At 59.3% G+C, this 26,360-nt stretch carries 16 protein-coding genes and 2 pseudogenes; 11 read left to right on the plus strand and 7 right to left on the minus strand.

What is annotated here, in order from left to right; translation table 11 throughout:
* Positions 1-6: 6 nt before the first annotated feature.
* The 5 genes from CU100_RS27680 (at position 7) to CU100_RS15100 (ending at position 13,944) form a co-directional block, all read left to right on the plus strand.
* Positions 7-324, plus strand: a complete 318-nt coding sequence (locus tag CU100_RS27680) for a T6SS phospholipase effector Tle1-like catalytic domain-containing protein (protein WP_170113889.1) — start codon at positions 7-9, stop codon at positions 322-324.
* Complete coding sequence (locus CU100_RS26605; RefSeq protein ID WP_170113852.1) at positions 321-1,178, plus strand: phospholipase effector Tle1 domain-containing protein; 858 nt, start codon at positions 321-323, stop codon at positions 1,176-1,178. Before CU100_RS27680 ends, CU100_RS26605 begins: the two co-directional genes overlap by 4 nt.
* Before the next feature lie 355 nt (positions 1,179-1,533).
* Positions 1,534-1,734: a hypothetical protein gene (locus tag CU100_RS15090; protein ID WP_146141854.1), complete on the plus strand. Its 201-nt coding sequence runs from the start codon at positions 1,534-1,536 to the stop codon at positions 1,732-1,734.
* A gap of 178 nt (positions 1,735-1,912) precedes the next feature.
* Positions 1,913-13,294 (plus strand): autotransporter-associated beta strand repeat-containing protein, encoded by an 11,382-nt coding sequence (locus CU100_RS15095; protein ID WP_106717434.1) that lies wholly within the window; start codon positions 1,913-1,915, stop codon positions 13,292-13,294.
* Between the two features lie 155 nt (positions 13,295-13,449).
* Positions 13,450-13,944 carry an invasion associated locus B family protein gene (locus tag CU100_RS15100; RefSeq protein WP_245419051.1) on the plus strand — a complete coding sequence of 165 codons (495 nt, stop codon included), beginning with the start codon at positions 13,450-13,452 and terminating at the stop codon, positions 13,942-13,944.
* Between the two features lie 22 nt (positions 13,945-13,966).
* Here CU100_RS15100 and CU100_RS15105 read toward each other — a convergent pair whose 3' ends face one another.
* Positions 13,967-14,752, minus strand: a complete 786-nt coding sequence (locus CU100_RS15105) for a hypothetical protein (RefSeq protein ID WP_106717436.1) — start codon at positions 14,750-14,752, stop codon at positions 13,967-13,969.
* Positions 14,753-14,837: 85 nt separating this feature from the next.
* Complete coding sequence (locus CU100_RS15110) at positions 14,838-15,527, minus strand: DUF924 family protein (protein ID WP_106717437.1); 690 nt, start codon at positions 15,525-15,527, stop codon at positions 14,838-14,840.
* Positions 15,528-15,614: 87 nt separating this feature from the next.
* Between CU100_RS15110 and CU100_RS15115 the strand changes: the two genes are divergently transcribed.
* Positions 15,615-16,562, plus strand: a complete 948-nt coding sequence (locus CU100_RS15115; protein WP_106717438.1) for a LysR family transcriptional regulator — start codon at positions 15,615-15,617, stop codon at positions 16,560-16,562.
* Between the two features lie 544 nt (positions 16,563-17,106).
* Here the strand turns inward: CU100_RS15115 and CU100_RS15120 are convergent.
* Positions 17,107-17,394 carry a hypothetical protein gene (locus CU100_RS15120; protein ID WP_106717439.1) on the minus strand — a complete coding sequence of 96 codons (288 nt, stop codon included), beginning with the start codon at positions 17,392-17,394 and terminating at the stop codon, positions 17,107-17,109.
* 125 nt (positions 17,395-17,519) lie between these two features.
* A complete protein-coding gene (locus CU100_RS15125; protein WP_106717440.1) occupies positions 17,520-18,047 on the minus strand; it encodes a hypothetical protein in 528 nt (175 codons plus the stop codon).
* A gap of 227 nt (positions 18,048-18,274) precedes the next feature.
* Between CU100_RS15125 and CU100_RS27685 the strand changes: the two genes are divergently transcribed.
* On the plus strand, positions 18,275-18,799 hold the full coding sequence (locus tag CU100_RS27685) for a hypothetical protein (RefSeq protein ID WP_407070334.1): 525 nt from the start codon (positions 18,275-18,277) through the stop codon (positions 18,797-18,799).
* Here the strand turns inward: CU100_RS27685 and CU100_RS27690 are convergent.
* Positions 18,781-19,124, minus strand: a pseudogene (locus CU100_RS27690) (SDR family NAD(P)-dependent oxidoreductase); the annotation flags it as partial. The gene CU100_RS27685 and the pseudogene CU100_RS27690 overlap by 19 nt on opposite strands.
* A gap of 344 nt (positions 19,125-19,468) precedes the next feature.
* A pseudogene (locus CU100_RS15140) lies at positions 19,469-20,718 on the minus strand (GGDEF domain-containing protein).
* Positions 20,719-21,096: 378 nt separating this feature from the next.
* Here CU100_RS15140 and CU100_RS15145 point away from each other — a divergent pair.
* The 4 genes from CU100_RS15145 (at position 21,097) to CU100_RS15160 (ending at position 24,882) form a co-directional block, all read left to right on the plus strand.
* Entirely contained in the window at positions 21,097-21,603 is a 507-nt protein-coding gene (locus CU100_RS15145; RefSeq protein WP_106717442.1) for a molybdopterin-dependent oxidoreductase, read from the plus strand.
* Between the two features lie 8 nt (positions 21,604-21,611).
* Positions 21,612-23,612, plus strand: a complete 2,001-nt coding sequence (locus CU100_RS15150; RefSeq protein ID WP_106717443.1) for a putative bifunctional diguanylate cyclase/phosphodiesterase — start codon at positions 21,612-21,614, stop codon at positions 23,610-23,612.
* A gap of 90 nt (positions 23,613-23,702) precedes the next feature.
* The gene (locus CU100_RS15155; protein WP_106717444.1) at positions 23,703-24,398 is read left to right on the plus strand and encodes an FkbM family methyltransferase; all 696 of its coding nucleotides are present in this window, start codon (positions 23,703-23,705) and stop codon (positions 24,396-24,398) included.
* Between the two features lie 79 nt (positions 24,399-24,477).
* The gene (locus CU100_RS15160) at positions 24,478-24,882 is read left to right on the plus strand and encodes an OsmC family protein (protein ID WP_106717445.1); all 405 of its coding nucleotides are present in this window, start codon (positions 24,478-24,480) and stop codon (positions 24,880-24,882) included.
* A gap of 1,242 nt (positions 24,883-26,124) precedes the next feature.
* On the opposite strand, the gene CU100_RS15170 is transcribed toward CU100_RS15160, so the two are convergent.
* Positions 26,125-26,325 carry a cold-shock protein gene (locus CU100_RS15170; protein WP_106717446.1) on the minus strand — a complete coding sequence of 67 codons (201 nt, stop codon included), beginning with the start codon at positions 26,323-26,325 and terminating at the stop codon, positions 26,125-26,127.
* Positions 26,326-26,360 lie beyond the last annotated feature (35 nt).

Here is a 26,360-nt window from a genome sequence, read left to right on the forward strand (position 1 = left end):
CTCCGACTGTACCGCCGCGTCTACAACGTCATCAGTCAAGCCACCGGTCTCGGCCTCACCGGCAATGTTGTCGACTGTTATGCGGCGATCATCCGAATGTGGGAGCCGGGCGATCGCATCCTCCTTTTTGGCTTCAGCCGGGGTGCCTATACCGTCCGGTGTTTGGGTGGCGCACTGGCCTTTTTGCGGCGTCCCGACGCAGATGCCGGGTCCCGTGATCACGACTTCCAAGAAGATCGCGAGGGAAGCCGTGATGAACGTCTACCAGCACACGGCATCGGTCCATCCGGACAAGGCCTGTTCGCGCGAAAAAGAGTTACTTGAGCAGCGCAGGCTGCTCGCCTCACGTTCTCGGAAAGAAGCACGGCAGCGGCGACGAGACCGAACCAACAGAGGCGCCCTATTTCATCGGCGTGTTCGACACCGTGGCGTCTCTGGCCAATCCCATCGTGGTCGTTGTACTCGGGGTCATCGGGCTCTTTCTGATCGCCGGCTTAGCGTACCTGCTGTCGATCTGGCCCCTTTCATGGCGACTGTGGATGGTCGTTCTTGGCGGCGCGGCTGTACTTTTCTTTGGCGTTTGGTATGCACGCACGCATTTCAAAATGCCTGGTGCTCTTCCGGGATACCCGCTCTGGCAGACCTTCACGCTCACCGAAATGGTGATGAACTTCTACGACAACCGGCTCAGCCCGCGCGTCAAATATGCCGGCCACGCCGTCTCCATTGACGAGGATCGCAAGACGTTTCAGCGCGTTGGCAGGGGAACCGAAGGCGTTGCCAACCAGCCCGATGAGAGCGGGGTCAACTGGTTCGAGCAGTACTGGTTTGCCGGTAACCATCCGGCAATTGGCGGCAGCTACCCGGAGAACGAGGCTCGGCTATCGGATATCTCGCTGCAATGGATGCTGGACGCGGCGGCCAGCACAGGACTGAAATTCGACCCACGCTACACGCACCTTTATCCCGATCCGACTGGTCCGCAGCACGACGAACGTCAGTCATGGCTATTGCGATGCGCGGGCGTCAGGCTAACGGACATCGTGCCGACCGCAACGCTGCATGAATCGGTTGCAAGGCGCTTCGAGGCCCGCGCTGTCCTCCACCATGATGTTATGAAGCCGTACCGGCCGCTTTCGTTGCGTGAGCATGAGAACGTCCGGCAATGGTACGTCTGAGCGACGCCAGTTCGGAGCCGAGAGCCGATGGATCGTTTATAGGGGACGGGGGCAAGATAGTGGCCGCTGGACGAAGGCATGATTCCTGCGCCGGCACAATGACAGTTCGCCGTCCGGATGACGGTGGTGTCGGCGACAGATTTGTACCCTGCACAAGAATAATGTGACCCCGTCGATCGACGTTGGCTGCCACCTGGGATCGGAGCCGACATCGCCACCGCATCGTCGCTGTTGCTCTAGAGCAACGGCACAAGAATCCTTCCATTGCAGGCCTATGTGCGGACAACCAGTGGTTGCAGTTTTGAACAATTGCTTGGTATTGGGTAGCCAAGACGTTTCTCACGGGTGGGCGAGCATGAGCGGGACTATGGGGTCTCTTCTGTACAACCGAAAGCAAAAACGCCTCGCCGTTGCCTGCGTGGCAGCGCTGCGCCTCGATGCGGGCCACAACAGCTTTGGCCTTTCGGCGATCGGCCCGCAAGACCAGAGCTTGGGGTACTTTGCGACGATCCCCTATGTCGATTCTGAACTTTCGATGGGAATGTCTTCGGCGTGACACTGCGTGCAAATCTTCATCATATCCGAAATTTTTTTAGCTTCGACATCGGGTCGCGAGGCGGGTAAATATGAACCAGGCACGAGTGAACGCGCAATTTCATGGGTGTTGTTCGACCTCTGGACCATCGCTGCCCTCCAGACATATCCTCCGTACACGCATGTTGCAGGGCGGGCGCATGACGAAGTGGAAGGGCAAGGCGGCGAGCTTTGCGCCTAATTTTTCCCATTGCGTTTCAGCAGCGCCCCGTGCTGCGGTGGGACGCATCCTGACCGCGACGCTGCTTCTGGCTCTTGTTGCAAGTTCGGCGAGTGCTGCCGATAGATATTGGGATCCTAACGGCACCGCAGCCAACCGCGGCGGTACGGGCACATGGGACACAAGCGCGTCTTTCTGGAGCCCCAACGGGGATGGCGTCAGCGGCCCCTATGGCGCCTGGAGCAATGGCGCACTGGACGACGCTTTTTTTGGCGGAGCCACCGCCGCCACGGTGAACCTGGGAGTGCCGATCACCGTCCACAACCTGACGTTTGATGCCAGCACAACATATACACTCACCGGAAGCACCCTGACGCTGGGTGGCGCGACACCGACGATCACCACCAACGGCACCGCCACGGTCAACTCGATGATAGCCGGGAGCGCGGGGCTGACCAAGGCGGGCGCAGGCGCCCTGAACCTCACCGGTGCTAACACCTTCGCCGGCGGCATCAACATCTCTGCAGGCACCCTGAACGTCAGCGGCGATTCGTCGCTCGGCGCCGCGAGCAATACTATCAATCTGTCTTCGGGGGCAATCTTGCGGAGTACCGGCGCGCTGGCCAGCAGTCGCGTTGTCACACTGCTCTCCGGCTCCTCCTACATTGGTGGGGGTGTCGGCTCTGCCCACATCACCGGGTCCGGCGGCTTATCCCTGGTCGCGCAGACAACGCTGAACGACGACACCAACGATTTCACCGGTCCGGTAGGTACCGATGGCTCCCACTTGATCTTTACATCGATCCGCAATCTTGGCGAGACGAGCGCCCTGGGAGCGGCGACCACGGCGGCCAACGGCGCAGTTTACGTCCGCAACGCCTCCGCCATCTATATTGGTAGCGGCGATACATCAAACCGTGGCTGGAGCATGGCCCCCTTCACCGGCTCCTCCGCTCTGAGAAATCAGGGAAGCGGCACGCTAACGGTAACCGGAGATATAACCGCAGGAGGAGGGTATGCAGCGTCCGTCATTTTGGATGCGCAGACCGCAGATTTGGCGCTGTTGGGCGTCATCAGCAGCAACCTTCCAGCTCGACCGTTTATATTCATGGGCGGCGGGACAAACCGCAACATTACATTGAATAGTGCCAACACCTTTGGTGGCGCCGTAACGATCCAGAGCGTTACCGTAAGAGCGAGCTCGTTGGCCAACCAAGGCACCGGCAGTTCGCTGGGAACGGGTGCCGGCGCCGCGACAATCTCGCTCGCCAACGGTGCGCTCGCCTATACCGGCACGGGCGGCGGCACCAATCGCGGGCTGTGGCTCAACGGCGCCAACAGTGTCCTCAACGACGGTAACGGCGCGCTCGCCCTCAGTGGCACAGTGGCATTCAATGCCGCAGCCCCGGTCGACAGCCTCACCCTTGGCGGCAGCTTTACGGGCAACAACACATTGTCTGGCGTGCTTTCCGGCAATGGCGGCGTGATCATGAACGGCGCTGCCGGGAATGTCTGGCTGCTCAGCGGGACGAACTCCTATAACGGGGCGACCACCGTCGTGGGCGGCACCCTGCAGGCCGGCAGCGATCAGGCCTTTGGCGCACCCAACGCTGTGACCGTCAATGGCGGCACGCTCGATCTCAACACCCACGACATCACGGTCACATCGCTTGGCGGAACCGGCGGCAGCGTGGCGCTGAACGGCGGCGACCTGACGGTCAACGGCGCCGCCAGCACCAGCTATGCGGGCAGCATCACCGGCAACGGAAGCCTTCTGAAGCGGGGCACCGGCACGCTTACGCTTACCGGGCAAAACAGCTATACTGGCGGCACGACGATCAATGGCGGCACGCTGGGGCTGAATTTCGCGGCGGCCGGAGCACCGGCCAGCAACATCCTCTCGAGCGCGTCGACATTGAACATGGCCGGGGGCACGCTCACCCTCGTCGGCGCTTCTGGCGTGTCGAACAGTCAGACCTTCAACGGACTGAACGTCGCGGCGGGCAACAACCGCATCATTGCGACGTCCGGCGCCGGCGGCAGCATGACGCTCAACCTTGGCGCGCTCACGCACTCGGGCGGCCTGACGGATTTCACGCTGCCCACCAGCGGCGCGATCACCACGACCAATGGCGACGGAGCCCTTGGCTGGGCGACGGTCAACGGTACGGACCATGCGCAAGTGCTAGCGGGCACCATCACCGCTTTCACTAGCTATGCGAACAAGGACGATGCGAGCACCTGGCTGACCGGAGATGTCGTCAGTGACGCCGGAGGGGCGGCCAATACCGCTTTCTTCAACACCGTCACCGGCAACGTGCAGCTCGGCGGCCTCAAATATACCGCCGCGACCAATTCCACGGTCACCATTGGCGGCGGCAACACGCTCGGTGTGGGCGGCACGATCATCCTGGCTTCCAGCGTTGGCAATGCCAGCCAGACGATCACTGGCGGCACGCTCACCGGCGGCGCCGGCGGCAGCCCCTTCGGCGCCCTTCACAATGGTACGGGCACCGGCACGTTCACGATCGCATCGACGATCGTCAACAATGGCGGCGCCACCAGCTTCATCAAGGGCGGCACCGGTAAAGTCGCGCTGACCGGTGCCAACACCTACGCCGGCGGAACGACGCTCAGCGGCGGCACGCTCGCCATTGCCAGCGTCGCCAATGCCGGCGTTGCAAGCAGTATCGGCGCATCGACGGCGGATTCCGCGAATCTGGTGATCGAGAGCGGCACCCTGGAATATACAGGTATAGGTGCGGGGACGACCGATCGCGGCTTCACGCTTACGAACGGCGGTCCATCCCGAACGATCCAGGTCAACAACAGCGGCGCCAACCTGACCTTCGGCGGTGTGGTCGTCGGCTCCGATGACGCCAGCCTGATCAAGACCGGCGCGGGCACGCTGACGCTGGCGAACGCCGCCAATATTTTTACCGGCGTCACGACTGTGTCGGCAGGCACCCTCTCGGTCAACACGCTGGCGAACGGCGGTGTGGCGAGCGGCCTCGGCGCGTCGACTGCGGATTCCACGAACCTCGTGCTCCAGAGCACGGGCGGACTGCAATATACCGGCGGAACGGCCAGCACCGATCGAGGCTTCACGCTGGGAACGGGCAACGGCCGGATCGATGTCAGCAACGCTGCGACCGCGCTGACGATGAGCGGCGTGGCGACAGGCGCCGGCGGCCTGGTCAAGCAAGGCGCCGGCACGCTGGTGCTGTCCGGCACCAATCTCTATCAGGGTGGAACGACGGTCAGTGCCGGCACGCTGCGCGCCGGCTCCGTTCAGGCCTTCGGCAATCAGACCGCGCTGATGGATGTCGCCACAGGCGCGACGTTGGATCTTGCCGGTTTTTCCAACACTGTCGGCGCGCTCAACGGCGCTGGCAATGTCATTCTGGGTTCGGCGACGCTCACCTCGGGCGGTGCCAATGGCATCTTCACCGGCACGATCAGTGGGAGCGGCGCCTTCACGCGGATGGGGGGTGGCACTCAGGCGATCACAGGCTGCAACAACAGCTATACGGGCGCCACCGCAGTGAATGGCGGCGGAACGCTGAGCGTGAACTGTCTCGCCAATGGCGGCCTTGCAAGCGGCATCGGTGCGTCCGGCAGCGCTTCGTCCAATCTCGTCCTTACCGGCGGGACCCTAGCCTATACGGGAACCAATGTCACGACCAACCGCGGCTTCACCCTTGGCGGCGGTGACGGCAGCATTTCCGTCTCATCCGGCACGACGACGCTCGGGTTCACCGGTCAAGTCACCGGTGCGGGCCGGCTCAGGAAATTTGGTCCGGGCACACTCGCACTCTCCGGCACGAACAACTACAGCGGTGGTACCGTCGTCGATGCCGGCACGTTGCGCGCGGGCTCCGCCAGCGCCTTCGGAACCGGCGGCATGGCGTTCAACAGCGCAGACGCAACGCTGGATCTCGCGGGTAACAACAACAGCGTACTGAACCTTCAGAGCGTTGCGGGCCCTGGCCATGTGCTGTTGGGCGGCGCGACGCTGACGATCACTAACGGCAGCAACCTGAATTATTCCGGAACGATCGAGGGTACAGGAAACGTCGTGAAGTCTGGCGGCCCAGGGGCAGCCCAAGTGCTCGCGGGCTGCAACAGCAGCTACACCGGCAGCACGACAGTGGCGTCCGGCTGGCTGCAGGTCGCCTGCCTCAGCAACGGCAGCATCAACAGTTCGATCGGCGCTTCCACCTCTGGCGCGGGCAATCTCGTGCTCAATGGTGGTACGCTGCAATATATCGGCGCAGCCGGCAGTACCGATCGACAATTCACATTGGGCAGCAGTGGCGGCGGCCTCGACGCCTCCGGCACCGGCGCTATAAATTTCACCAGCACGGCGCCGGTCGCGCTGACCGGGAGCGGCAGCCGCACCCTGACGCTTGCGGGCTCCAATACGGGTGACAATAGGCTTTCAGCCCGGCTTGACGACCCGGCTGGCGGCACCACCGCGCTCACCAAGACCGGCACGGGCACCTGGATTCTCAACAATCCGAGCAGCACCTACACCGGCATCACCACGATCAACGGCGGCGTGCTCGGCGTCGACAAGCTGAGTAACGGCGGCTTGGCGAGCAGCGTCGGCGCGTCGTCGGCCGCCGCGTCCAATCTGGTGATCGGCAATGGGTCAACGTTGCGCTACACCGGCGCGGGTGATACCACCAACCGCCTGTTCACGCTTTCGGCGGGCACCACCTTCGTCGAATCCTCGGGCACCGGTGCAGTGGTCTTCACCGACACGGGACCGGTGACCCTGGCAGGCCTCAACCAGGCGCGCACGATCGCGCTCGGCGGCACCAACACAGGCAACAACACGCTCGCCGGATCGATCGGCAATGCCGGCACTGGCGTCACAACGCTGGCCAAGAACGACAGCGGCACCTGGGTGCTGACCGGCAACAACACCTTCACCGGCAACACCGTTATCAACAATGGCAATCTGATGGTCGGAAATGGTGGCACATCAGGCAATGCCGGGGCTGGCAACGTGATCGTCAATTCCCCGACCTCGACGTTGTCATTCAACCGCAGCGACTCCTTCAACTTCACGGGAACGCTGAGCGGCCCAGGCAGTATTGCGCAGGTCGGCACCGGAACAACTGTGCTCACCGCGGCAGGCAACGCCATAGGCGCGACCAGCATCAGTGCCGGCACGCTACAGGTGAACGGCGACCTGACCACCTCGACCATCGCCATCAACGGTGCCGGCACGCTGACGGTGAACGGTACGGTGCAGGGGCCGGCTGCCGCCACGTCCACGATCACGGGGGACGCCGGTTCGAGCACGATCATCGTTCATGCCGGTGGCACGTTGCGGGCCAATGGAGACCTCGGTGCCGGCAACGATGTCGTCAATGTGGGTGGCACCCTCAACACGGGTGCCGCCACGCTGAATCTCGGCGCCGGAAATGATACGCTGGCGCTCAATGACACCGCCGTATTCGGCGGCACCGGTGTCAATGCCGGCACCGGCGGCGAGACGGGGGCGGGCGACACGCTGCAGGTGATCAACAACGCAGCTCGAACGCTAGACGGCGGCTATGTCAGCGGTTTCGAGAACCTCAACAAGCAGGGCACGGCCACGCTGACGCTCACCGGCAATCACAGCTACAGCGGCGGCACGACTATTTCGGCAGGGACGCTCCAGGTGGGCAACGGCGTGGTAGCGGGTGGCTTGACGACGCCGACTGTCGCCAACAATGGCACGCTCGCTTTCAACCTGAACAGTGATTATGCCTTTGCCGGCGTCATTTCCGGCACGGGTTCAGTCAACAAGCTCGGTAGCGGCACTACGAGGCTTACCGGCGCCAATACCTATTCCGGGGCGACCAACGTCACTACCGGTACTCTCTTCGTCGACGGCAACCAGTCCGGCGCGAGCGGACCAACCAATGTCTCGGCGACGGGCACTCTGGGCGGCACCGGCATCATCGGGGGCAGCGTCACGATCGCCGACGGCGGCACGCTCAGTCCCGGCGATCTGGGCAATGCCCCGGGGACACTGACCATCAACGGTAACCTGGCGCTCGGCAATTCCAACCTCAACATCAATTTCGGCCAGGCGAATGTGCCCGGCGGTCCGTTCAACGACCTCATCAACGTCGGCGGCAACCTGTCGCTCGACGGGACGCTTAACGTCAGCCAAACGCCGGGCGGCACGTTCGGGCCAGGCGTCTATCGCGTCTTCACCTATGGCGGAACGCTGGCCGACAACGGGCTCGACGTCACCGATCCCGACTATTTCGTGCAGACTTCGGTTGCCAATCAGGTCAACCTTGTCAATTCGGCCGGACTTGAACTCAGCTATTGGGACGGCGATGCCGGCCCGCATTCAAACGGAGCCGTCAATGGCGGCAACGGCACCTGGCGCGCCGCGGGCGACCAGAACTGGACCGACAGTAGCGGCATTTTTGCTGCACCTTTTGCAAATGGCAGCTTTGCCATCTTCCAGGGAACGGCCGGCACGGTGACCGTCTATGACGCCGGCGGGTCGGTCGCAGCGCTCGGCATGCAGTTTGCCAGCAATGGCTATGTGGTGAATGGCGACGGCATCGCGCTGGTCGACGACAGCACGCAGGCTGGTCTCCAGTCGGTCATCCGCGTCGGCGACGGCACGAGTGCTTCAGCAGGTTACGTTGCCACCATCTCGTCGGATCTTTCCGGTGCGACGCAACTGGTAAAGACAGACCTCGGTACCCTGGTATTGTCAGGCAGCAACACCTATACCTCCGGTACTGCTGTCAATGGCGGCATTGTTGACATATCCGCAGACGCCAATCTCGGCGCGGCCGCAGGGACGCTCAGCCTTGACAGCGGTACACTGCGCAATACGGCCGCAGTTGTCTCGAACCGCACGGTAACGATCGCCAGTGCTGGCGGCACGTTCAATACGCTCGACAGCTTGATGCTCAATGGCACAATCGGCGGATCCGGATCGCTCACCAAGACGGGTGCGGGCACGTTGGCGCTGACCGGCTCCAACACCTATCAGGGCGGAACGGTCATCAATGGCGGCGTGCTATCGGTTTCAAACAACGCGAATCTGGGTGACGCTGCTGGCGGGATCACCTTGAACGGCGGCACGCTCAACAGTACTGCCAGCTTCAATTCGGCGCGCAGCGTTTTGCTCAATGCCGGTGGTGGTACGCTCGATACAGACAATCTGACGACGCTGACGCTTGCCGGGTCGATCAGCGGTACCGGCGCGCTGATTAAGGACGGTGACGGCACGCTGACGCTCACCAATACCAACACCTATACCGGCGGAACGACCATTGCGGCCGGAACCTTGCGGCTGGGCAATGCTGGCGCCGGTGGTTCTATCAACGGAGATGTCACCAACAACGGAACGCTCATCTTCAGCCGCAACAATACCTACAGCTTTGCCGGTCTTATCTCCGGCACAGGCGGCATCGAGCAGAACGGCAACGGTGGCATCAACGGCGGCATCACCGTTCTCACCGCCAATAACAGCTATGACGGCGCAACCAACGTGCGCGAAGGCACGCTCATTGTGAATGGCAACCAGTCGTCGGCAAACGGCGACACCACGGTCGAGGCCGGTGGCGTGCTGGGCGGCACAGGGACGATCGGCGGACATGTGACGGTGCAGGACTTCGGGGCGTTGAACCCGGGTGACCTGGCCTCGGCGCCCGGGACGTTGACCATCAACGGCGACCTCACACTTGGAACTACCGCGTCGCTCAACTACAATTTTGGCCAGGGGGGTGTCGTCGGCGGTGCTTATAACGATCTGACCGTCGTTCATGGCGATCTTCTGCTCGACGGGCAGCTGAACGTTGCCGAGACGGCGGGCGGGAATTTCGGGCCGGGCATCTACCGCGTGATCAGCTATGACGGGACGCTGACCAATCTGGGGCTCGCGGGGAGCTCACCCAATTACGTGGTGCAGACCTCAGTCGAGGGCCAAGTGAACCTGGTCGACATCAGCGCCATGACGCTGAACTTCTGGGACGGTGATGGCGGGCCGAAGGACAACTTTCTGGTCGATGGCGGCAACGGTGTCTGGCGCGCCGCCGGCGACGACAACTGGAGCGATGAGACCGGCGATATCAATGCAGCCTTCTCCAACGGCAGCTTTCCTATCTTTGCCGGCGCGGCGGGAACTGTCGAGGTCGATAACACCAACGGCCAGGTGCAGGCCTCTGGCATGCAGTTCGCCACCAGCGGCTATCTCATCGAGGGGGACAACATCACCCTGGTCGGGCCGCAGTCGACCATCCGGGTCGGCGACGGGACGTTGCCGGGGGCAGGCTATGTCGCAACCATCGGGTCCGTTCTCCTGGGCAGCTCGCAGCTGGTGAAGTCCGACCTCGGAACGCTCGTGCTGACGGGCGCCAACACCTATACCGGTGGCACCCGCGTCAACGCGGGCACGCTGCAGGTGGCGAGCGACGGGAATCTGGGCGATGCGGCCGGCGGGCTCAACCTTGATGGTGGCACACTGAACAATATGGCCGCTTTTGCTTCCGCTCGTGGTGTCGTGCTCGAAGCCGGCGGCGGTATCTTGGAGACCGATGCCGATCTGACGCTATCAGGTTTGGTCGGCGGCACGGGCGGCTTAACAAAGGCAGGCAGCGCGGCGCTGATCCTGTCCGGCAACAACATCTACTCTGGCCCAACGACGGTCAGTGCGGGCGGGCTCTATGTCGATGGTGACCAAAGCGGGGCAACCGGGCCCGTTTCGGTGCAAGTCGGCGCTGGCCTCGGCGGCAACGGCGTCATCGGCGGTGACGTCGCGGTGGCCGACGGGGCAACGCTGTCGCCCGGTTCCGCAAACGGTACGCCCGGCACACTCGCCATCAGCGGCAACCTTGCGCTTTCGAGCGGCTCGATCCTCAATTACAGCTTCGGCGAGGCGAATGTTCCTGGCGGCACGCTCAACGATCTGACCACCGTTGGCGGCAACCTCGTCCTTGATGGCACGCTCAACGTCTCGGTCTCGACAGGCGGCACTTTCGGCCCCGGCATCTACCGCGTATTCAGCTACAATGGCGCATTGACCAATAATGGGCTGTCGGTCGGGAGCATTCCTTCGACGAATTACTTCGTTCAGACGGCCATCGCCAACCAGGTGAATCTCGTCAATGCGCAGGGGCTGACCCTGAACTACTGGGACGGCGCTGCCGGTCCGAAATTTGACGGCGTCGTCAATGGCGGAGACGGTATCTGGCAGAGTGCGAGCGGCAACGACAGCTGGGCCGATGCGACGGGCATCATCAATGCTCCCTTCTCGGACGGTTCCTTTGCCATCTTCGCAGGCGCCCCCGGCAAGGTGACGGTCGAAAACGGTCCTGGCCAGGTGACGGCCTCAGGCATGCAGTTCACGACCGACGGCTATCTCATCCAGGGCGGTTCCATTGCCCTCGACGGCGGGGCGACATCGACCATCCGCGTTGGCGACGGCACGAGCGCCGGTGCAGACATCACGGCGACCATCGCCTCACAGTTCAGCGGCAACACGCAACTCGTCAAGACCGATCGCGGGACGCTCGTGCTCACCGGGACCAACAGCTATAGCGGCGGCACGGCGATCAATGGCGGCACGCTGCAGGTGTCGACCAATGCCAATCTTGGCGACGCGGCCGGTGCCCTGAGCTTCAACGGCGGCACGCTGCATACGACGGCAAGCTTCATCTCCCGCCGGAACATCGATCTGCTGGGGCAGGGGACCTTCCTCACCGATGATGCAACCACACTTACCCTCGACGGAACCCTCTCGGGCAGCGGGAGTTTCGTCAAGTCCGGCACCGGCAAGATGGTGCTTGCCTCCGACGGCTCCGGTTTTGCAGGCGTCACCTCGATTGATGGTGGCACTCTCGCAGTCAACGGCAGCCTGTGCGGCGAGGTTAACGTTCGCTCGAGTGCCCGCCTGCAAGGCACGGGCACCGTTTGCGATACCAACAACTTCGACGGTGGTACGATAGCGCCCGGCAATTCGATCGGCACCCTGACGGTCGCCGGTGACTATGCCGGCAGCGGCGGCACGCTGGAGATCGAGACCGTTCTCGGCGGGGATGCTTCGCCGACCGATCGGCTTGTCGTCTCCGGCAACACCGCGGGCACGACCAGGGTCAAGGTTATCAACCTTGATGGCGGCGGCGCGCAGACCCAAAACGGCATAGAGGTCGTCGATGTCGGCGGCGCCTCGAACGGCAGCTTTTCACTGGCAGGCGACTATGTCTTTGACGGTGAGCAGGCCGCGGTGGGTGGTGCCTATGCCTACCGGCTCTACAAGAACGGCATCAGCACTCCCAACGACGGAGACTGGTACTTGCGTTCCACCTATCTCAGTCCCGACAATCCCGCGCCGCAGCCCCTCTACGCACCCGGCTTGCCGCTTTATGAGGCCTATGCGGGCGTCCTGCAGAGCTTCAATGAACTCGGCACGCTGCAACAGCGTGTCGGCAACAGAACCTGGGGTGAGGGCGCTACACCGCAGGGGGCAGACGTTCCAGGCCAAGGCCCGGTTGACGGCAAGGCCATCTGGGCCCGCATCCAGGCAGCCCACAGCCAGCTCGATCCGGATGTCTCTACAACGGCGGCTGACTATGACGTGTCGACCTGGAAGCTGCAGGCAGGCCTCGACGGCCTGCTGCACGAAGGCGGGGCCGGTATGCTGATCGGAGGGCTCACCGTCCATTACGGAACGGTCTCCGCGGACGTGTCATCGCTCTTCGGCAATGGTTCGATCGACGCTACAGGCTATGGGTTCGGCGGGACGCTCACATGGTACGGGAACAACGGCTTATACATCGACGCCCAGGCCGAGGCGACCTGGTATGACAGCGATATCCGGTCGGCCACACTCGGCAGCACGCTTGCCAATGGCAATGACGGCTTCGGTTACGCGCTGAGCATAGAGGCGGGGCAGAAGATCGCGCTTGACGGCAATTGGTCGCTGACACCGCAGGCTCAGCTTGCTTATTCCGCAGTGGATTTTGTCGATTTCACCGACCCGTATGGTGCCGGCGTGGCGCTCGGCAACAGCGATGGCCTGATCGGACGCCTCGGCTTGTCCGTCGACTATGAGAGTCAATGGGCAAATGCGGCAGGACAGGCGAGCCGCTCGCATGTCTATGGCATCGCCAATCTCTATTATGACTTCCTCGACGGCTCCGACGTCAATGTGTCCGGCGTCAGTCTCGTCAGCCAGAACCAGGCCCTGTGGGGCGGGCTCGGGCTCGGCGGTTCAATAAGCTGGGCAGATAGCCGTTATACCCTCTATGGCGAGGCTATAGCGAGAGGAAGCTTCGAAGATATGTCAGACAACAACGCCATAAGCGCTAAAGTCGGGTTCAGTGTGAACTGGTGAGGAGCATATATATGATCCACGACGATGCTGTCTGTCTGATCGCATCGACAGCACACCAACTCACGTAACGTTTTCAGAAGCTACGGCGTCAGCATCAGAGAGGTAATCGCGTGCGCATACCCTGTTTGGCTCAATTGGCTGCAACCGCAGCTTTGGTGACCCCCCTCCTAACAGCCCCGGCCCTGGCACAGGAAGCGCGCTCAGTTTTGCCTGGCGGCGCCACTTCACTGCAGGAGACATACCAGGATTGGAGCCTGAACTGCCAAGGCACGCCACAGGCGATGTGTGTCGTGTCGCAACAGCAGATGCAGCAGAACGGTCAACGGGTTATGGCTATCGAACTACGTGGGAAGAGCGATGGCACCCTTTCCGGCAACCTGATCCTGCCCTTTGGGCTAACCCTCGACGCGGGTGCTGCACTTCAGATCGATGAGGCTGCGCCGCAGAAACCGTTGCGTTTTTCGACCTGTCTGCCAGCCGGTTGCCTGGTGCCGCTCAGTTTCGACGCGAAAACCGTAGCTACCTTGAGAACCGGCACTTCTCTCAAGGTCAAAGTACAAAGTGTCGATGCGAAGGAAGCCACGCTGTCGATTTCACTTAGTGGTCTTGCTGCGGCGGTTGATCGGCTGGCAGCTCTTGGTGGAGGTTGAGCAATCGCCGCCTCGGGTGTCATCAAGCAAATTTTGATTTCAACCGGCAGACCGATCCTACACCCTGCATGTTCGGAGTATCACGCAATTTATAGTTCGGGCGCGGAATTGGTTTCGATGCACTGGTTCCACTGACCAGGAGCGGCACCCGCTCTTGGCTTACTCGGCGAAGGATCGTCAGCGAACAGATCGATAATGCGCAGCAAGCCAAAATGGACGGCAAGCTGTGCAAACGGCACGAATATCCAGAGCTTCCGGTCATAGCGGAAACGTGAATCAGAACTGGCGAGACGACAACATTGGGGGTACGGGCTGCAAACTCGTGTAACAGCAATGTGATGCTCGTCAGAGCCGATCCACAAATCTTCATGTCTGGTCCGGATAGTTCATACCTGCTGCTCGGGCCCACATAGGATTGTATGACGGTGCCGATCAAATCGCCAAGCGTGGTCACTTTGCTCAAGGCGATCACCTGAGGTGGAGGAGCGCGGTACCGGCAGACTATCAAATCTTTTACTGGCGTTTGCGGCAAGTTCGTAGCGGCGAAGCGGGCACTCAGCGAAACTATTCCACTGGCAAGCGCAAACAGGTTCTTGATCCTGTGGTCATTTTCACGGATCAGCATATGCTGCTGTTGCTCGGCACGCCTTGGATCGGTCATGTCCCTGGCAATCTTCGATGCGAACGCCGCCTCGCAGCTTCCAATGTCGTCGGTTATCGTCGTTGAAGTCAAATCGATGAGGAGGGAACGCGTGCCCGTTTCCAGACCGATCTCAAGGATACGTTCCAGCCACAAGTCGCCTTGCATCACGGCTGGTCAAGACTATGGGTGACGGCATATTGCCCAAATTTCGCGGGATTTTTGGGCAGTCCCCGCAGGCGGCGAGCGTCCGCTAGCCCCGATAACCGCCTTCATCCAGATATTGCTGTTCTTCAGGGCGCATGGTGCGCCCCAAAATCGGATTGCGATGCGGAAAGCGTCCAAACCTTTGGACGATGGCGCAATGCCGCCGGGCATGTGAAAGGTTCGGTTCGCCAAGGCGCTTGCCAAGCTCTACGGATAGCAACTGGTCCGGCAGACTTTCCGAATGAGCAAACGGCAGATACAGGAACAGGCGCATTTCCGCTTCGATAGCTTCGTCGTAACCGGCCACTATCGCATCGCTGGCAATCTCCCGCGCCATTTGGTCCGTTTTGTACATGCGCGGCGTTCCGCGAAAGGCATTGCGCGGGAACTGATCGAGCAGAATGACCAACGCCAGCGCCCCTGTCGGTGTCGAAAGCCAATCGGAAAGCTCGCCGCGGGCCGCCGCCTCGTGCAGATCAAGGAATCGCTCTCGAAACCGGCGGTCGAAGTCGGCGTCTTTGGCGAACCAAAGTGTTGGGCCTGCTGCACGCCAGAATTCGACAACGGCTTCACCCGATATAACCTTGGTCGGATTTACTGAGTCTGAAATCGCGTGACCCGCATGGTTGCGGGCCGTCCTTCCGCGATCCGCCTGTGCAAAGGGTAGACCTCCAGCCAGCCATGCGATTTCCAGAAAGGCTTCCGGACTGGCGGGCGTTTTCACTTTCCAGGACATTTCAAGCTCCTATGTTGCTGGACCACAATTGGTGGTCGCAACATTTCAGATGCATAATGATGAATCCAATGATATGATTTCAACGACATGATGAAAGAAATTAATTTAGCCCGTATCGACCTTAACCTGCTCGTGCTTTTCGCGATCGTCTTCGATGAGCGCCATGTCGGCCGTGCTGCCGAGAAGCTCAATCTCTCGCCCTCGGCCGTCAGTCATGGTTTGAAGCGGCTGCGGCGGTTGTTGAACGATCCGCTGTTTCTCAGGATGCCGAAGGGCGTGGTGCCTACCGTCCGTGCAATAGAGTTGCGGGAACCGGTGTCGGACGTGCTCGCGCGCATTGGCGAGATTGTCTCGACAGCCGAAGCCTTTGATCCGTCCACATCACGACGGCGTTTTACGATTGGCGCACCGGATGGTGTTTCAGCGGTGTTACTGCCGCCGCTGCTCAATGAACTTCAGTTGTCCGCACCGCACATCGATCTTGGCGTACGACAGCTTCTGCCGCCCAACAGGGCAAGAGGCCTTCAGACCGCCTGGGAGCCTGTGCTCGATGAGCTGGAGGCGGGAACCCTAGACGTAGCAATTGCGCCCCTTCAGTCGGTACCCGCCCGCTTCACAAGGGCGATGCTGTACGAAGAGAGTTTCGTCGTTGTGACGAGGGCCGGTCATGGCTATCCCAAAGATCCCTCACTCGATCGGTACTGCGAAATGCAGCATATCGTTGTATCGCTTACAGGCGATAGTTACGGCATGTTTGACGATTATCTCACTGCGCTCGGCCGTTCGCGCAGGGTCGCTCTGACTGTACCCAACTTTATGCAGGCGATGCTGACGCTGTCCGGGACGGATTTCGTGACTGCGGTGCCCCGACGCCTGGCGGAGACACATGCAGGGCGGCTCGACCTTGAGATTGCCGAGATTCCTCTAGCACGGCCGCGCGATCAGATTCTGGCCGTCGCGACCAAGGCGGCAATGATGGACAGGGGAGTCGACTGGCTCTTTGGCGTGGTTGAGAAGACGGGGCGGCGTTGTTGACTGTAGGGTCTGGCCGGGCAAGCTAGGACGGGGTTGTTTCGCGCCTGCTGCTTTGCGGACACCGGATCATCGAGAAGAGCAGAGGTGACCACGCGCATCCAGCCTGGCTGGCCTGTCATGATGCGCACTCCTTGAACGGTCTTTCTTTCATCAGCAGCAAACGACTCCCTTTGCGACCCAGTTCCGTGACCCCGGATAGCCAATATTCATTAATGCCTTAATTAGCCGTGACTTTCTCGCGCCAGCGGATAATGATCCGCCAATGGAATATTATGTTCTGATTGTAGTGGTTGCGCTTGGAGTCGTTGTTCTTCTGACGATCTACTCAGTCCCCCACGACTAGGTCTCTGCGCAACCTATGCCGATCGTCATCCTGTTGCGGGATCTCGGCGCCGGCGGCAGCTATAACTGGAACATGACAAATGCCCGCTCTACAGCAAGGTCTCTCTCAACACCAGCTGTCCAACTTCGCGGAGAGCTACAGCGTCAATGGTACCGCAGGTTCAGGGAGAAGTTCTAGGAGAGCCCCGACGGGGTGGACTTGTCACGCTCTGAAAATGAGAGGCACCACGGCATGGGCTTGCGCGGTTCTGACTTCCGTAACGAGCAGGTTCCAGCTTGCGTCTACCTTTGCGAGACCAGCCCGATAGGCCAGGCGCAGGGTGGTGCTTTGCCAGCTCAATGATCTCGTCAAAAAGCGCTTCTCAAGCGCGAATCCTTTGGTGACGGCGATGCCGCCCTCGCCACTTTCACTTGGGAGCCGATTAAGCGGGAGACTGGAGCTCTGTTTGGAGAAGCCAGCGTGGCCCGATGCATAAACCTCAACAGACATACGCCCCTGCACGCAGCTTCAATCGCCATCGTCCCCATCATCATCACGAATATCGAGGGATCGACAAGACGAAAGCAGGAAGATGCCCCTGTCCCCGTGCAGTGCGTTCGCTTACGAGTGGCAAGTCAATGCTTGAGGCATTTGCGGCCCGCTGCCATTGCCCTGTAGGTCCCCTTGAGATCTACGATAAAGGTCCCCTTGGTTTCCGGAAACACAATCATTGTGTATTTCTTCGCCACGTCGCGCTTGAACTTAGGGTCGTCTGTCAGGATGTAGCCGCCAGAAAAGCCGCCCTTCAGTTCGCCGCTCGTGCTGGTGGCGACGCCCTTGTAGAGATTGCCGTCGATGGAGACGAAGATGTCTGAGGTGGTGCCGTTCCTTAGGCCGATATCCTGCTTCGTGAACACACCGAGATACCCGACCTCCTGATCTGCGGTAACACCCATTTGCACCGAACTGGGGCCATCCGAGCGCACGATCAGGCAGTCACCGCGGGTTTGATTTGTATAGACGGTCCATCCCTCGATATCGTCTCCATATCGGACTAGCACGTCGCTGGCCTTGGGAAGAGGATTTTGGTTTTGTGCGTAGGCTGCCGTCGCAGACAAAAGTGCTACGGACGTTACAGCGATGAGCGTCATGGAATTTCGCATGGATATTCCCTCGTTGGCGGGCTGAACTGTTCTGTGGACGTGTGCAACATATTGGATGGCTCCAAAATAATGTTGCTCCTCCAATGTCCTCACTGACACATCATCGGGTCATAGTCACGTAACCTACTGTATCCTACATGGAGTGGCGACGTTTAGGTCATTTCTCGGGCAGGCTTGGTCGGCAAGTCTGGTGCCTCAGTCGCCTGGGCGATGGAGACTGCGTTCAAATGGGTGAAGCAGGTGCCGCCGCACTTGGGTGGAACGGCGCAGGGCGTTGCAATGTCGTGCCCGGCCGCATTACCGATCTGGGTGGTATCCCCCGGCAGTTCCAGCACATGATCGACATTGTACCCTCCGCCCTGGCGGCGACCGGTGTTGCTGAACTCGAGATGATCAATGGCATCAAGCAGCAGCCCGGCGAAGGCACGAACATCATGTACGCTTGGGACAAGGCGAACGCCGACGCGCCGACGCGACACACGCCGCAATGTTTGAGATGCTCGGGGTTCTGTGCGAAAGGTCCATTGAGCACGCTTGGCGATCTCCGGGCTTGGGAACACCACAGGGTGGCGGTTGGTTCCCTCAAGGCGTTGGCAGACCCGAAAGCGGGCCTCCTATCGGACGAGTTTAACCAGACGCAAGTCGTCATGAGCCGACGGCGAAGTCGGTCGATACCGAGCCGGTGCGCCATTCAGATAGAATGGCTGAGACCGGCGGCTATCGTGCGGACCTCGCCGACAGTGTCTGCATAATCGCCGATGATCTTGCCGCTGATGGCCCGGCGCATGAAGGGCAGCACAGCACGGGTTACGTTGAGGAGGCCGAACACATTGGTGCGATAGACAGCCTCTATTTCGGATACCGTCGCCTCCCCGACAGCGCCCATCAGTCCGAAACCCGCATTGTTGAGCGGGATATCGACACGCCCGAAGCGATCGATCGCGGCTTTCGCCGCTGCGGCCGCCTGTTTGTCGCCGGTGACATCAGTGCGACCGGAAGCAGGTTGGGGTGCTCACCGAACAGCTCGACTGACGCCCGGATCGTGTGAAGGCCGCAGCAACATTGGTGGCGAGGCAGTCCGTAACCTCGTCGTCGCGCATGCTGAACAGGTCCTGTGCCCGCAACGACTGCGGCATTGAAAAGGACGCCCTTCAGCCCGCCGGTGATCCGTTTGGCCTCCGCGTTCGCCTTGCGCAGCGTGAGCGGGTCGGTCGCATCGGCTTGCAAAGTGGAGACGTGGAGACCTTGCTCGGAAAGGGGCGCGGACAGATCGGCCAGACTGAGCTCATCCGAGAGAGGAGTTGAACTAGCGGTCGTGATTGCTACACACATCGATGTCACCCCTTACAGCTGGCAAGGAGCAACCCGCCTGGCTTCAGCGCTCTGTATAAGACAGCAGTATGCGGTTGAGTGTGCGGGGGTCAGCCACCCAGTTTATGGAGCTCCACCCGGTTGCGACCGTTTTGTTTGGCACGATATAGCGCCGCGTCTGCCCGTCGCTGAAGCTGCTCTGGTAAGATGCTGTCGCCGGGTGCCTGAACTGCAACGCCGATGCTGAGTGTGATGCAATTTGAGGCACGGATTGAAGGATTCGGAAGGGCGGCCGCCTCGATGCTCTCTCGAATACGTTCAGCCACACCAAGGGCTTCCTGCTCCTCCATCTCAGGAAGAACGACAAGAAATTCCTCGCCACCATAACGAGCGACGTGATCGCGCTCTCGTCTCATATTGCTTTGAATGATGCCAGCCACTTTGATGAGACATCGATCGCCCTCGGCATGGCCAAGTCGATCGTTCAGATTCTTGAAGTCATCTATGTCGCACATCAGCATGGCGGCTCCACCACCGAATTCCGTGCTACGGCTCCAAAGCCGCTCAAGCGTTTCCATCATCCAGCGTCGGTTGGCGATCCCGGTTAAGGGGTCAGTCCTTGCAAGCTGCTCGAGCCTGGCATTTGCCTCCGCGAGTTGGCTGACTCGGCGCCTATCCCTAAGTTCGAGGAGAAAGGTCTTCTGGGCGAGAATGGTCATCGTTCGTCGCGCGGCAATTGTCGCGATGATGCCCGTTGCAAAAAACAACGTGGCATCCACAATGCTTGCAACTTTCAGATATGGATTGTGCAGTTGAAAGACGAGATAGAGGCCGAGTGCAATACCGGCAATCGTTATCGTCAACGACAGGGGAATTGCAAAGATGATGATCGCTGTGATCGCCACGAACAACATAATATTCAGATGCCGTTCGTAGAATTCTCCGCCGGCGCTCGTGCCAACCAATGCAACAGACAAGAGGATAAGAAGCATCCAGCCAAGAGGACGCTCCTCTGGAGCCAGGGCGGGCGAGGTTTGCGCCAAACGAAGGCGACACCGAGTGCGACTGGGGGCAGTAAAGAGCCGGGTAAAAGCATAGGTAGCGCTACCTCTGATGGCAGCATGAAAAAGTTGAGCGCCAGCGTCAAAACGCCCAGCACGGCGACCCAGATCATCCAGGCCCGGATAATCTTGGCAGTTTGCGACCAGATTCGGTTTCGAAATACGCGGCCTATTTTGCCTTTAAGGCGGATGTCGCGCGTTCGGCCAGCCAGCAGGCGCTCGACTTCAGCCACTATAAAAGGATCATTTTGTACGTCGTACTGTTTAGGAATAGCCGAATCTGTCTCCTGTATATTCATCCGAGAAGAGTTATAGGAAATTTGCGACTTGGCAAAGGAGATCAGACTTTTTGCGTTGATCCATAACTTTGCCGCTTAAGTCGCTGCTTCATCACGCCACCAGTCATTACCGACGCTACGACTATTTCGGAGATGGTGTTATGGCCGCCCTCTAGAATGGTTTGAACACGCGACGATTAAAACGTCGTCGCTAATAAGGCACTGATTTAGCCTCTGTTTTGCGCCAACGCTGGTTGAGCGTCGATCCACGAGCCGTGCGGACTACAGGAAACGGAATGGCGGATGCCAAAAGTTCACTTGCGATTCACTAAAGCGTCGCGTCTTGATGGTGAAACTAATCCATATGATCTATTATGCGAAGTAAATCGAGGAACGGAAATGAACATCATTCGCCTTTTTACCTATATCGCCTTGTCGATTGCCACAATCACAAATGCGTCCGCCGGGTCGCTTGCCAAGCCTGAAGGCAAGGCAATTCTAAGCATATCCGGAAAGATCGAAAACACGAATAATGGGACCGCGGCAGAATTTGATCGAACCATGCTGGAAAATATCGGATTGGAGACAATAGAAACAACCACTCCCTGGTACGACAGCCGCGTGCGCTTCGAGGGCGTGCCGCTTGATAAGCTCATGCAACTGGTGGGAGCCACAGGAACGAAGATGACTGCGATTGCGCTGAACGATTACGTCACCACCATTCCCATGGAGGACTTCAAGAAATTCAAGGTCGTGCTTGCCCTCAAACGCGATGGCAATTACATGCCCGTTCGCGATAAGGGGCCGTTATTCATTGTTTATCCTTACGAGAGCGATCCGCAGCTGCAAAGTCAAACCTATTACACCCGGTCAGCGTGGCAGGTAGCAAAACTGATTATCGAGTAAAGACGAAAGTGAAACGGGTTCTCGGGATCATCATTTGTTGCTTCGTCGTGGCCACGGCCTATATCGCCTATGTCATTGCCGAGCGGCAAACAGCGCTGCAGAAGTTTGCCCGCTATAATGACTCCTGGGCCGTCGGCCAGACCGTTTCCGAATATATGAGACTGGAACATCGCCTGGCCGCCTATGCTCTGGGTGTGGAAGGGGTTGACCGGGATGAGGTTCGCCTGCGTCTCGACATTATGATCGGCCGAGCCGAACTCCTGAAGCAGGGCAATCTTCGTGTTTTTGTGGAGCAAGACCCTCAACGACGCGAGCTCCTGGTAAAGCTCGCCAATGTTCTCGACATGCTCGATCGAGAGCTTGACGCCTTGGACACGGATCGTCTCAAAACTATATTGCAATCGTTGGCAGCCTTGGATGCATCAATGACATCGCTTGCATCCACAGCGGTCGAGTACGATGTGGCCTTGATTGATGCTGCACAGGAGGAGCTACGGCAGCTGCATTTGATCTACACTGGTCTGGCAGGGGGCCTGATCCTGTGCGGGGTAGTCCTGGTGGTTTTGCTCCTGCGCCACAACAGACTTTTGAATCGTGCTCACCGCAAGATGAAGGACCTGACGGACAATCTGAGTGAGGCGTCAGGGGAACTGAAGTCCCAAAATTCCCGACTGAACCATGTTGCCCATCACGACGCTCTTACCGGGCTGCCCAATCGTATTTTGTTTCGGCAGGATCTGGAAGCACGGTTGCAAACAGCGCTGGCAGGTGGACCTACTGCTCTGGTCTTTCTGCTTGACCTTGATGGCTTCAAGGATGTCAACGATGCGTTGGGGCATGATGTGGGGGACGGTCTTCTCCAGGCAGTCGCAATCCGCCTTACCAAACTCAGTCGCGAAGGTGACCTCGTCTGCAGGTTGGGAGGCGATGAGTTCGCCATTCTGACTGCAGGACTGACTGAGCAAGAGGCTTTGGATTTTGCCCGTATAATCATGGATGTGGTCAGTCTTGCGTACCAGATCAGCGAACGAGAAATAAAAATCGGCACTTGCGTTGGTGTTGCTCTATCAAACGCGCACTCCGGGACCGATGAGCTGTTCAAACATGCGGACCTGGCGCTTTATGAAGCAAAGTCTTTCGGCTCCGCGCATGCGTGTGTCTTCCAATCCGAGATGCAAACACGATTGATGGAGAAGAAGTCATTCGAAGCAGATCTTAGGCAGGCGCTGCGCAAAGGTGAGCTGCAGGTCTTCTATCAGCCGCAAGTAAACACTACCACTCGCGAAATTCGCGGTTACGAAGCCCTCATGCGATGGTTTCATCCGGTCCGCGGCGAGGTACCTCCTTCTGAATTTATTCCCGTGGCAGAAAACATCGGCTTAATCCATGAACTGGGAGGCTGGGTCTTGAGAACGGCTTGCACGGAGGCGGTTCGATGGCCAAGGCGGCTGAAAGTTGCGGTCAATCTGTCCCCCGTACAATTCCGCAGTCGAAATCTTATTCAGAGCGTCGTCGCCATACTTTCTCAAAGTGGCCTCGAGCCCGGTCGACTTGAGCTGGAAATCACTGAATCCGTGCTGCTGGACAAGAACGAACAGACGCTTGACACTTTGAAGGAATTGAAAGCTGTTGGCATTCAGATCGCCATGGACGATTTTGGCACAGGATACTCATCACTGGGCAGCCTGAGGAGTTTTCCCTTCGACAAAATCAAGATCGACCGCTCGTTCATCCGCGATATCACGACCCGCGCAGATGCGATCGCCATAGTGGAACTGGTGACCGGCGTCGCACGAAGCCTGGGAATGACGACGATCGCTGAAGGCATCGAAACCGAGGAACAATTCGCATGCGTCAAACAGGTGGGATGCGACCAGGTCCAAGGCTACCTGATTGGCAGGCCCGTACCAGCGGCGCAGTTGATCCATTTACGCCAAATAGGTCACCGGTTTGGGTCTATGGAGGACGAAGACCTGATCGATGCCCAAGCTGTGTCCGGCAGAATGTAAGACCGTGCGGTCCATTCCGTGTCCCCATAGTGTCCTGATGTCGTCACTCCACCTTGCCGCCTCAACCCACACAGACCGAAGGAGTTTGGTTTGGATTTGCTGACGATTCATGGGATTACGATACCTTTGTCACAAGACGAGGTTTCTCCGATTATTTGGCAATCGCTCACCTGTGGGAGCTATGAGGCGAAAGAGGCCAAATGGGTCTGCAAGGCCGTAAGACCGCATGACCGGGTGCTGGAGCTTGGGACAGGGCTCGGCGTGATAACCTCGCTGATAGCTAAAGTTCCTGATGTGCAGGTCTGGTCATTTGAGGCCAATCCCTCGACTGCAACGCTGGCACGACGCGTGATCGATGCAAACGATCTCGGCAATGTCGTGTTGATCCCAGGTCTTCTAGCGGCAGGCGAACCACGTACCTCGTCTTTCTATGTTCGAGAGGACCTCTGGATGTCGTCCATGGATAAAAATCAAGGACCGTACCAACGGGAAATATCACTGACGTCAGCCAACATCGATGAATTTATATCCGACCACTCCATAAATGTTCTGGTCATGGACATCGAGGGGGCCGAAAAGGATCTCCTTGGAAGATCCGAGCTTCTTGGCATCGAGCGGGTCTTTCTAGAGCTGCACGATCATCTCTACGGATTGTCAGGTATTCGTGAAATTATGCAGGCTTTGGCGGAAAAAGGCTTCGCATACGACCCGCGTGGGTCGTATGGCGCCTGCGTCCTTTTCGCCAAGGAGCATGGCCTCCGCGCATATGAGCCGGAGGTATTTTAGACGATGGTCATCCGTTCCCAATTTTCGGCCGTAATCGACTATCCTAACTGCAGAGACCCCATGCGGACGGAGTAATATAATGGTCCAGTCGATCGTGGAATTGCGCAATGTGGCGGGAACGGAAGCGGCAGTCGGTTGGGCCGGCGGCCATACGATCGTGGTCGATAGGCAAGAAGGAAAGGCCGGTGGAATGGGCCTCGGCTTCAATGGCGGCCAGTTGCTCGCTTTGGCAGTGGGAGGTTGCTACTGCAATGACCTCCGTTATGTGGCCCACGATCTCGGTATCGAGATCGGAGAAATAGCCGTGACGGTACAACTGGAACTGGATGGTGCGCCCCTGGTTGCCACCAACGCCGTCCTGTCCGTGAGATGCACGACATTGGATGGGTCCGACCCAAAGACCTTGATTGAGCATGCATGGTCAGTCTGCACAGTGGCGAACTCCCTTAATCGTGGCGTGCTGACGACGCTGAAGGTGGTCTGATTATAGGGGAAGGGGAATAATCCGCTTGCTCGAAAGCGCTGTCCTTATCGTGAAGGATATCTTCGATTCGAACCATTCGAGGCGACACCGACGCGGTGGACGCCGCCTTTATTGATTTTGATCCTTGACCAATTCAGGCGTTTCATTCGTTGGGCTGCGGCTATCCCAGCGTCGGCCCGACGCGGCGGACGAGCGGTTCTCAATGGCCGCGTTGATCGACATAGCGCTTGGGATCTGGTTGCGTCCGATCCCGGCGCTCTGCATTACCTCCAAAGCGGCTCTACAAGATCATGCCTGCGCTGCGCCGGCGTTCGCGCCGTCTATTGTCGGGAAATGTCGATCCAGCGTTTCGAGCAGTAACCGGGCACATCCGCGCAGCGACGCGACCGGTGCCGAGCGCACAAGTACGCTATGCTTGCCGATCGAGGGCTGTATCGATCAGCGTGGTGAGGTCGAGCAATATGAAGCTGAACCGCGACTCTGAATAGAGGGGCTCCCTAAAGCGAAAGCAGAACAGCAGCGGGATAGAAGTGGGGCCTCCTTGGCCATTGCGATTGGACGCACGAGGTTGCCCAGTTCGCTGGTGGTGTTGCTGAAATCCCCACCCGGGCTCAGCCGGGCCAGCATGTCGGCCGCGTCGCCAGTGCCGCCGGGCATCAAGTCGACGGTGGGCGCCAGGGCATGCCGCTCGCGGAGGGCGGAGTAGACCTGCACAAGAGAGCTCAGAACGAGCCACAGCACCGATGCGCCGATCAGCGCGTTGAAAAGGAAGAGGATGCGCGTCCAGTCGTGTGCGGCGAATATCGCTGCGAAGTCCCTACGTTCTGCGGTCGACGATGTACGTCACCGCATCTCACATTCAGGACTCGCCCTGGTTCCATCAGGGCTGGACTGACAAATCTTTCACCCTCTTCACGTTCGCTCCGCCAAAATGATCCGTCATGCTTATGAGATCTGCGCCGGCCCAAGGGGAGACAATCTGGTTTGCTCCAAGCTTCTGTTCGTCGTTGCGCTTAGGTCAGATGCGCGGCATTCGCTGCATTTGTTATGTTGCATTCGCTCGCGATACCCCGATTTGTACCCAACGATAAGTTTCTGGACGCTGGTCTAACGACAGGATCCGTCCAAAAAAGTAAAGACGATGTCAGGAACTGCATCGTCATTTGCCGGTCTTTTTTCCGGATAGGCAAACCACTGCAGCAACTTTCGTGAAACGGGCCGCTGCAAAGTCATGAACGCGACTCAAAGCACCCGAACGTTTTCTGCCTTTGATTTTCCAGTCTTGCTATCTTGACCCAAATCGTAGCTCACACGTTGCCCTTCATTCAGCGCATCACCCTCAATAGCGGAGACGTGCACGAACACATCCGTACCTCCACCTTCGGGCGCGATGAACCCGAAACCCTTCTGCGTATTGAAAAACTTGACTGTACCAGTTGCCATACACTTTTCCTCGAAGGTTCAGCAGCTGATTGCCA

Origin of the sequence: Phyllobacterium endophyticum, from assembly GCF_003010935.1 — a bacterium.
Taxonomy (GTDB): Bacteria; Pseudomonadota; Alphaproteobacteria; order Rhizobiales; family Rhizobiaceae; genus Phyllobacterium; species Phyllobacterium endophyticum.

Bases quoted from the DNA above. Each gene is read 5' to 3' on its own strand.
- CU100_RS15110 (WP_106717437.1), bottom strand. From the start codon at position 15,527: ATGTCCTGGAAAGTGAAAACGCCCGCCAGTCCGGAAGCCTTTCTGGAA.
- CU100_RS15090 (WP_146141854.1), top strand. From the start codon at position 1,534: ATGAGCGGGACTATGGGGTCTCTTCTGTACAACCGAAAGCAAAAACGC.
- CU100_RS15115 (WP_106717438.1), top strand. From the start codon at position 15,615: ATGATGAAAGAAATTAATTTAGCCCGTATCGACCTTAACCTGCTCGTG.
- CU100_RS15095 (WP_106717434.1), top strand. From the start codon at position 1,913: ATGACGAAGTGGAAGGGCAAGGCGGCGAGCTTTGCGCCTAATTTTTCC.
- CU100_RS15105 (WP_106717436.1), bottom strand. From the start codon at position 14,752: ATGCAAGGCGACTTGTGGCTGGAACGTATCCTTGAGATCGGTCTGGAA.
- CU100_RS15125 (WP_106717440.1), bottom strand. From the start codon at position 18,047: ATGCGAAATTCCATGACGCTCATCGCTGTAACGTCCGTAGCACTTTTG.
- CU100_RS15160 (WP_106717445.1), top strand. From the start codon at position 24,478: ATGGTCCAGTCGATCGTGGAATTGCGCAATGTGGCGGGAACGGAAGCG.
- CU100_RS15170 (WP_106717446.1), bottom strand. From the start codon at position 26,325: ATGGCAACTGGTACAGTCAAGTTTTTCAATACGCAGAAGGGTTTCGGG.
- CU100_RS15120 (WP_106717439.1), bottom strand. From the start codon at position 17,394: ATGTCTGTTGAGGTTTATGCATCGGGCCACGCTGGCTTCTCCAAACAG.
- CU100_RS27685 (WP_407070334.1), top strand. From the start codon at position 18,275: ATGGGTGAAGCAGGTGCCGCCGCACTTGGGTGGAACGGCGCAGGGCGT.
- CU100_RS15145 (WP_106717442.1), top strand. From the start codon at position 21,097: ATGAACATCATTCGCCTTTTTACCTATATCGCCTTGTCGATTGCCACA.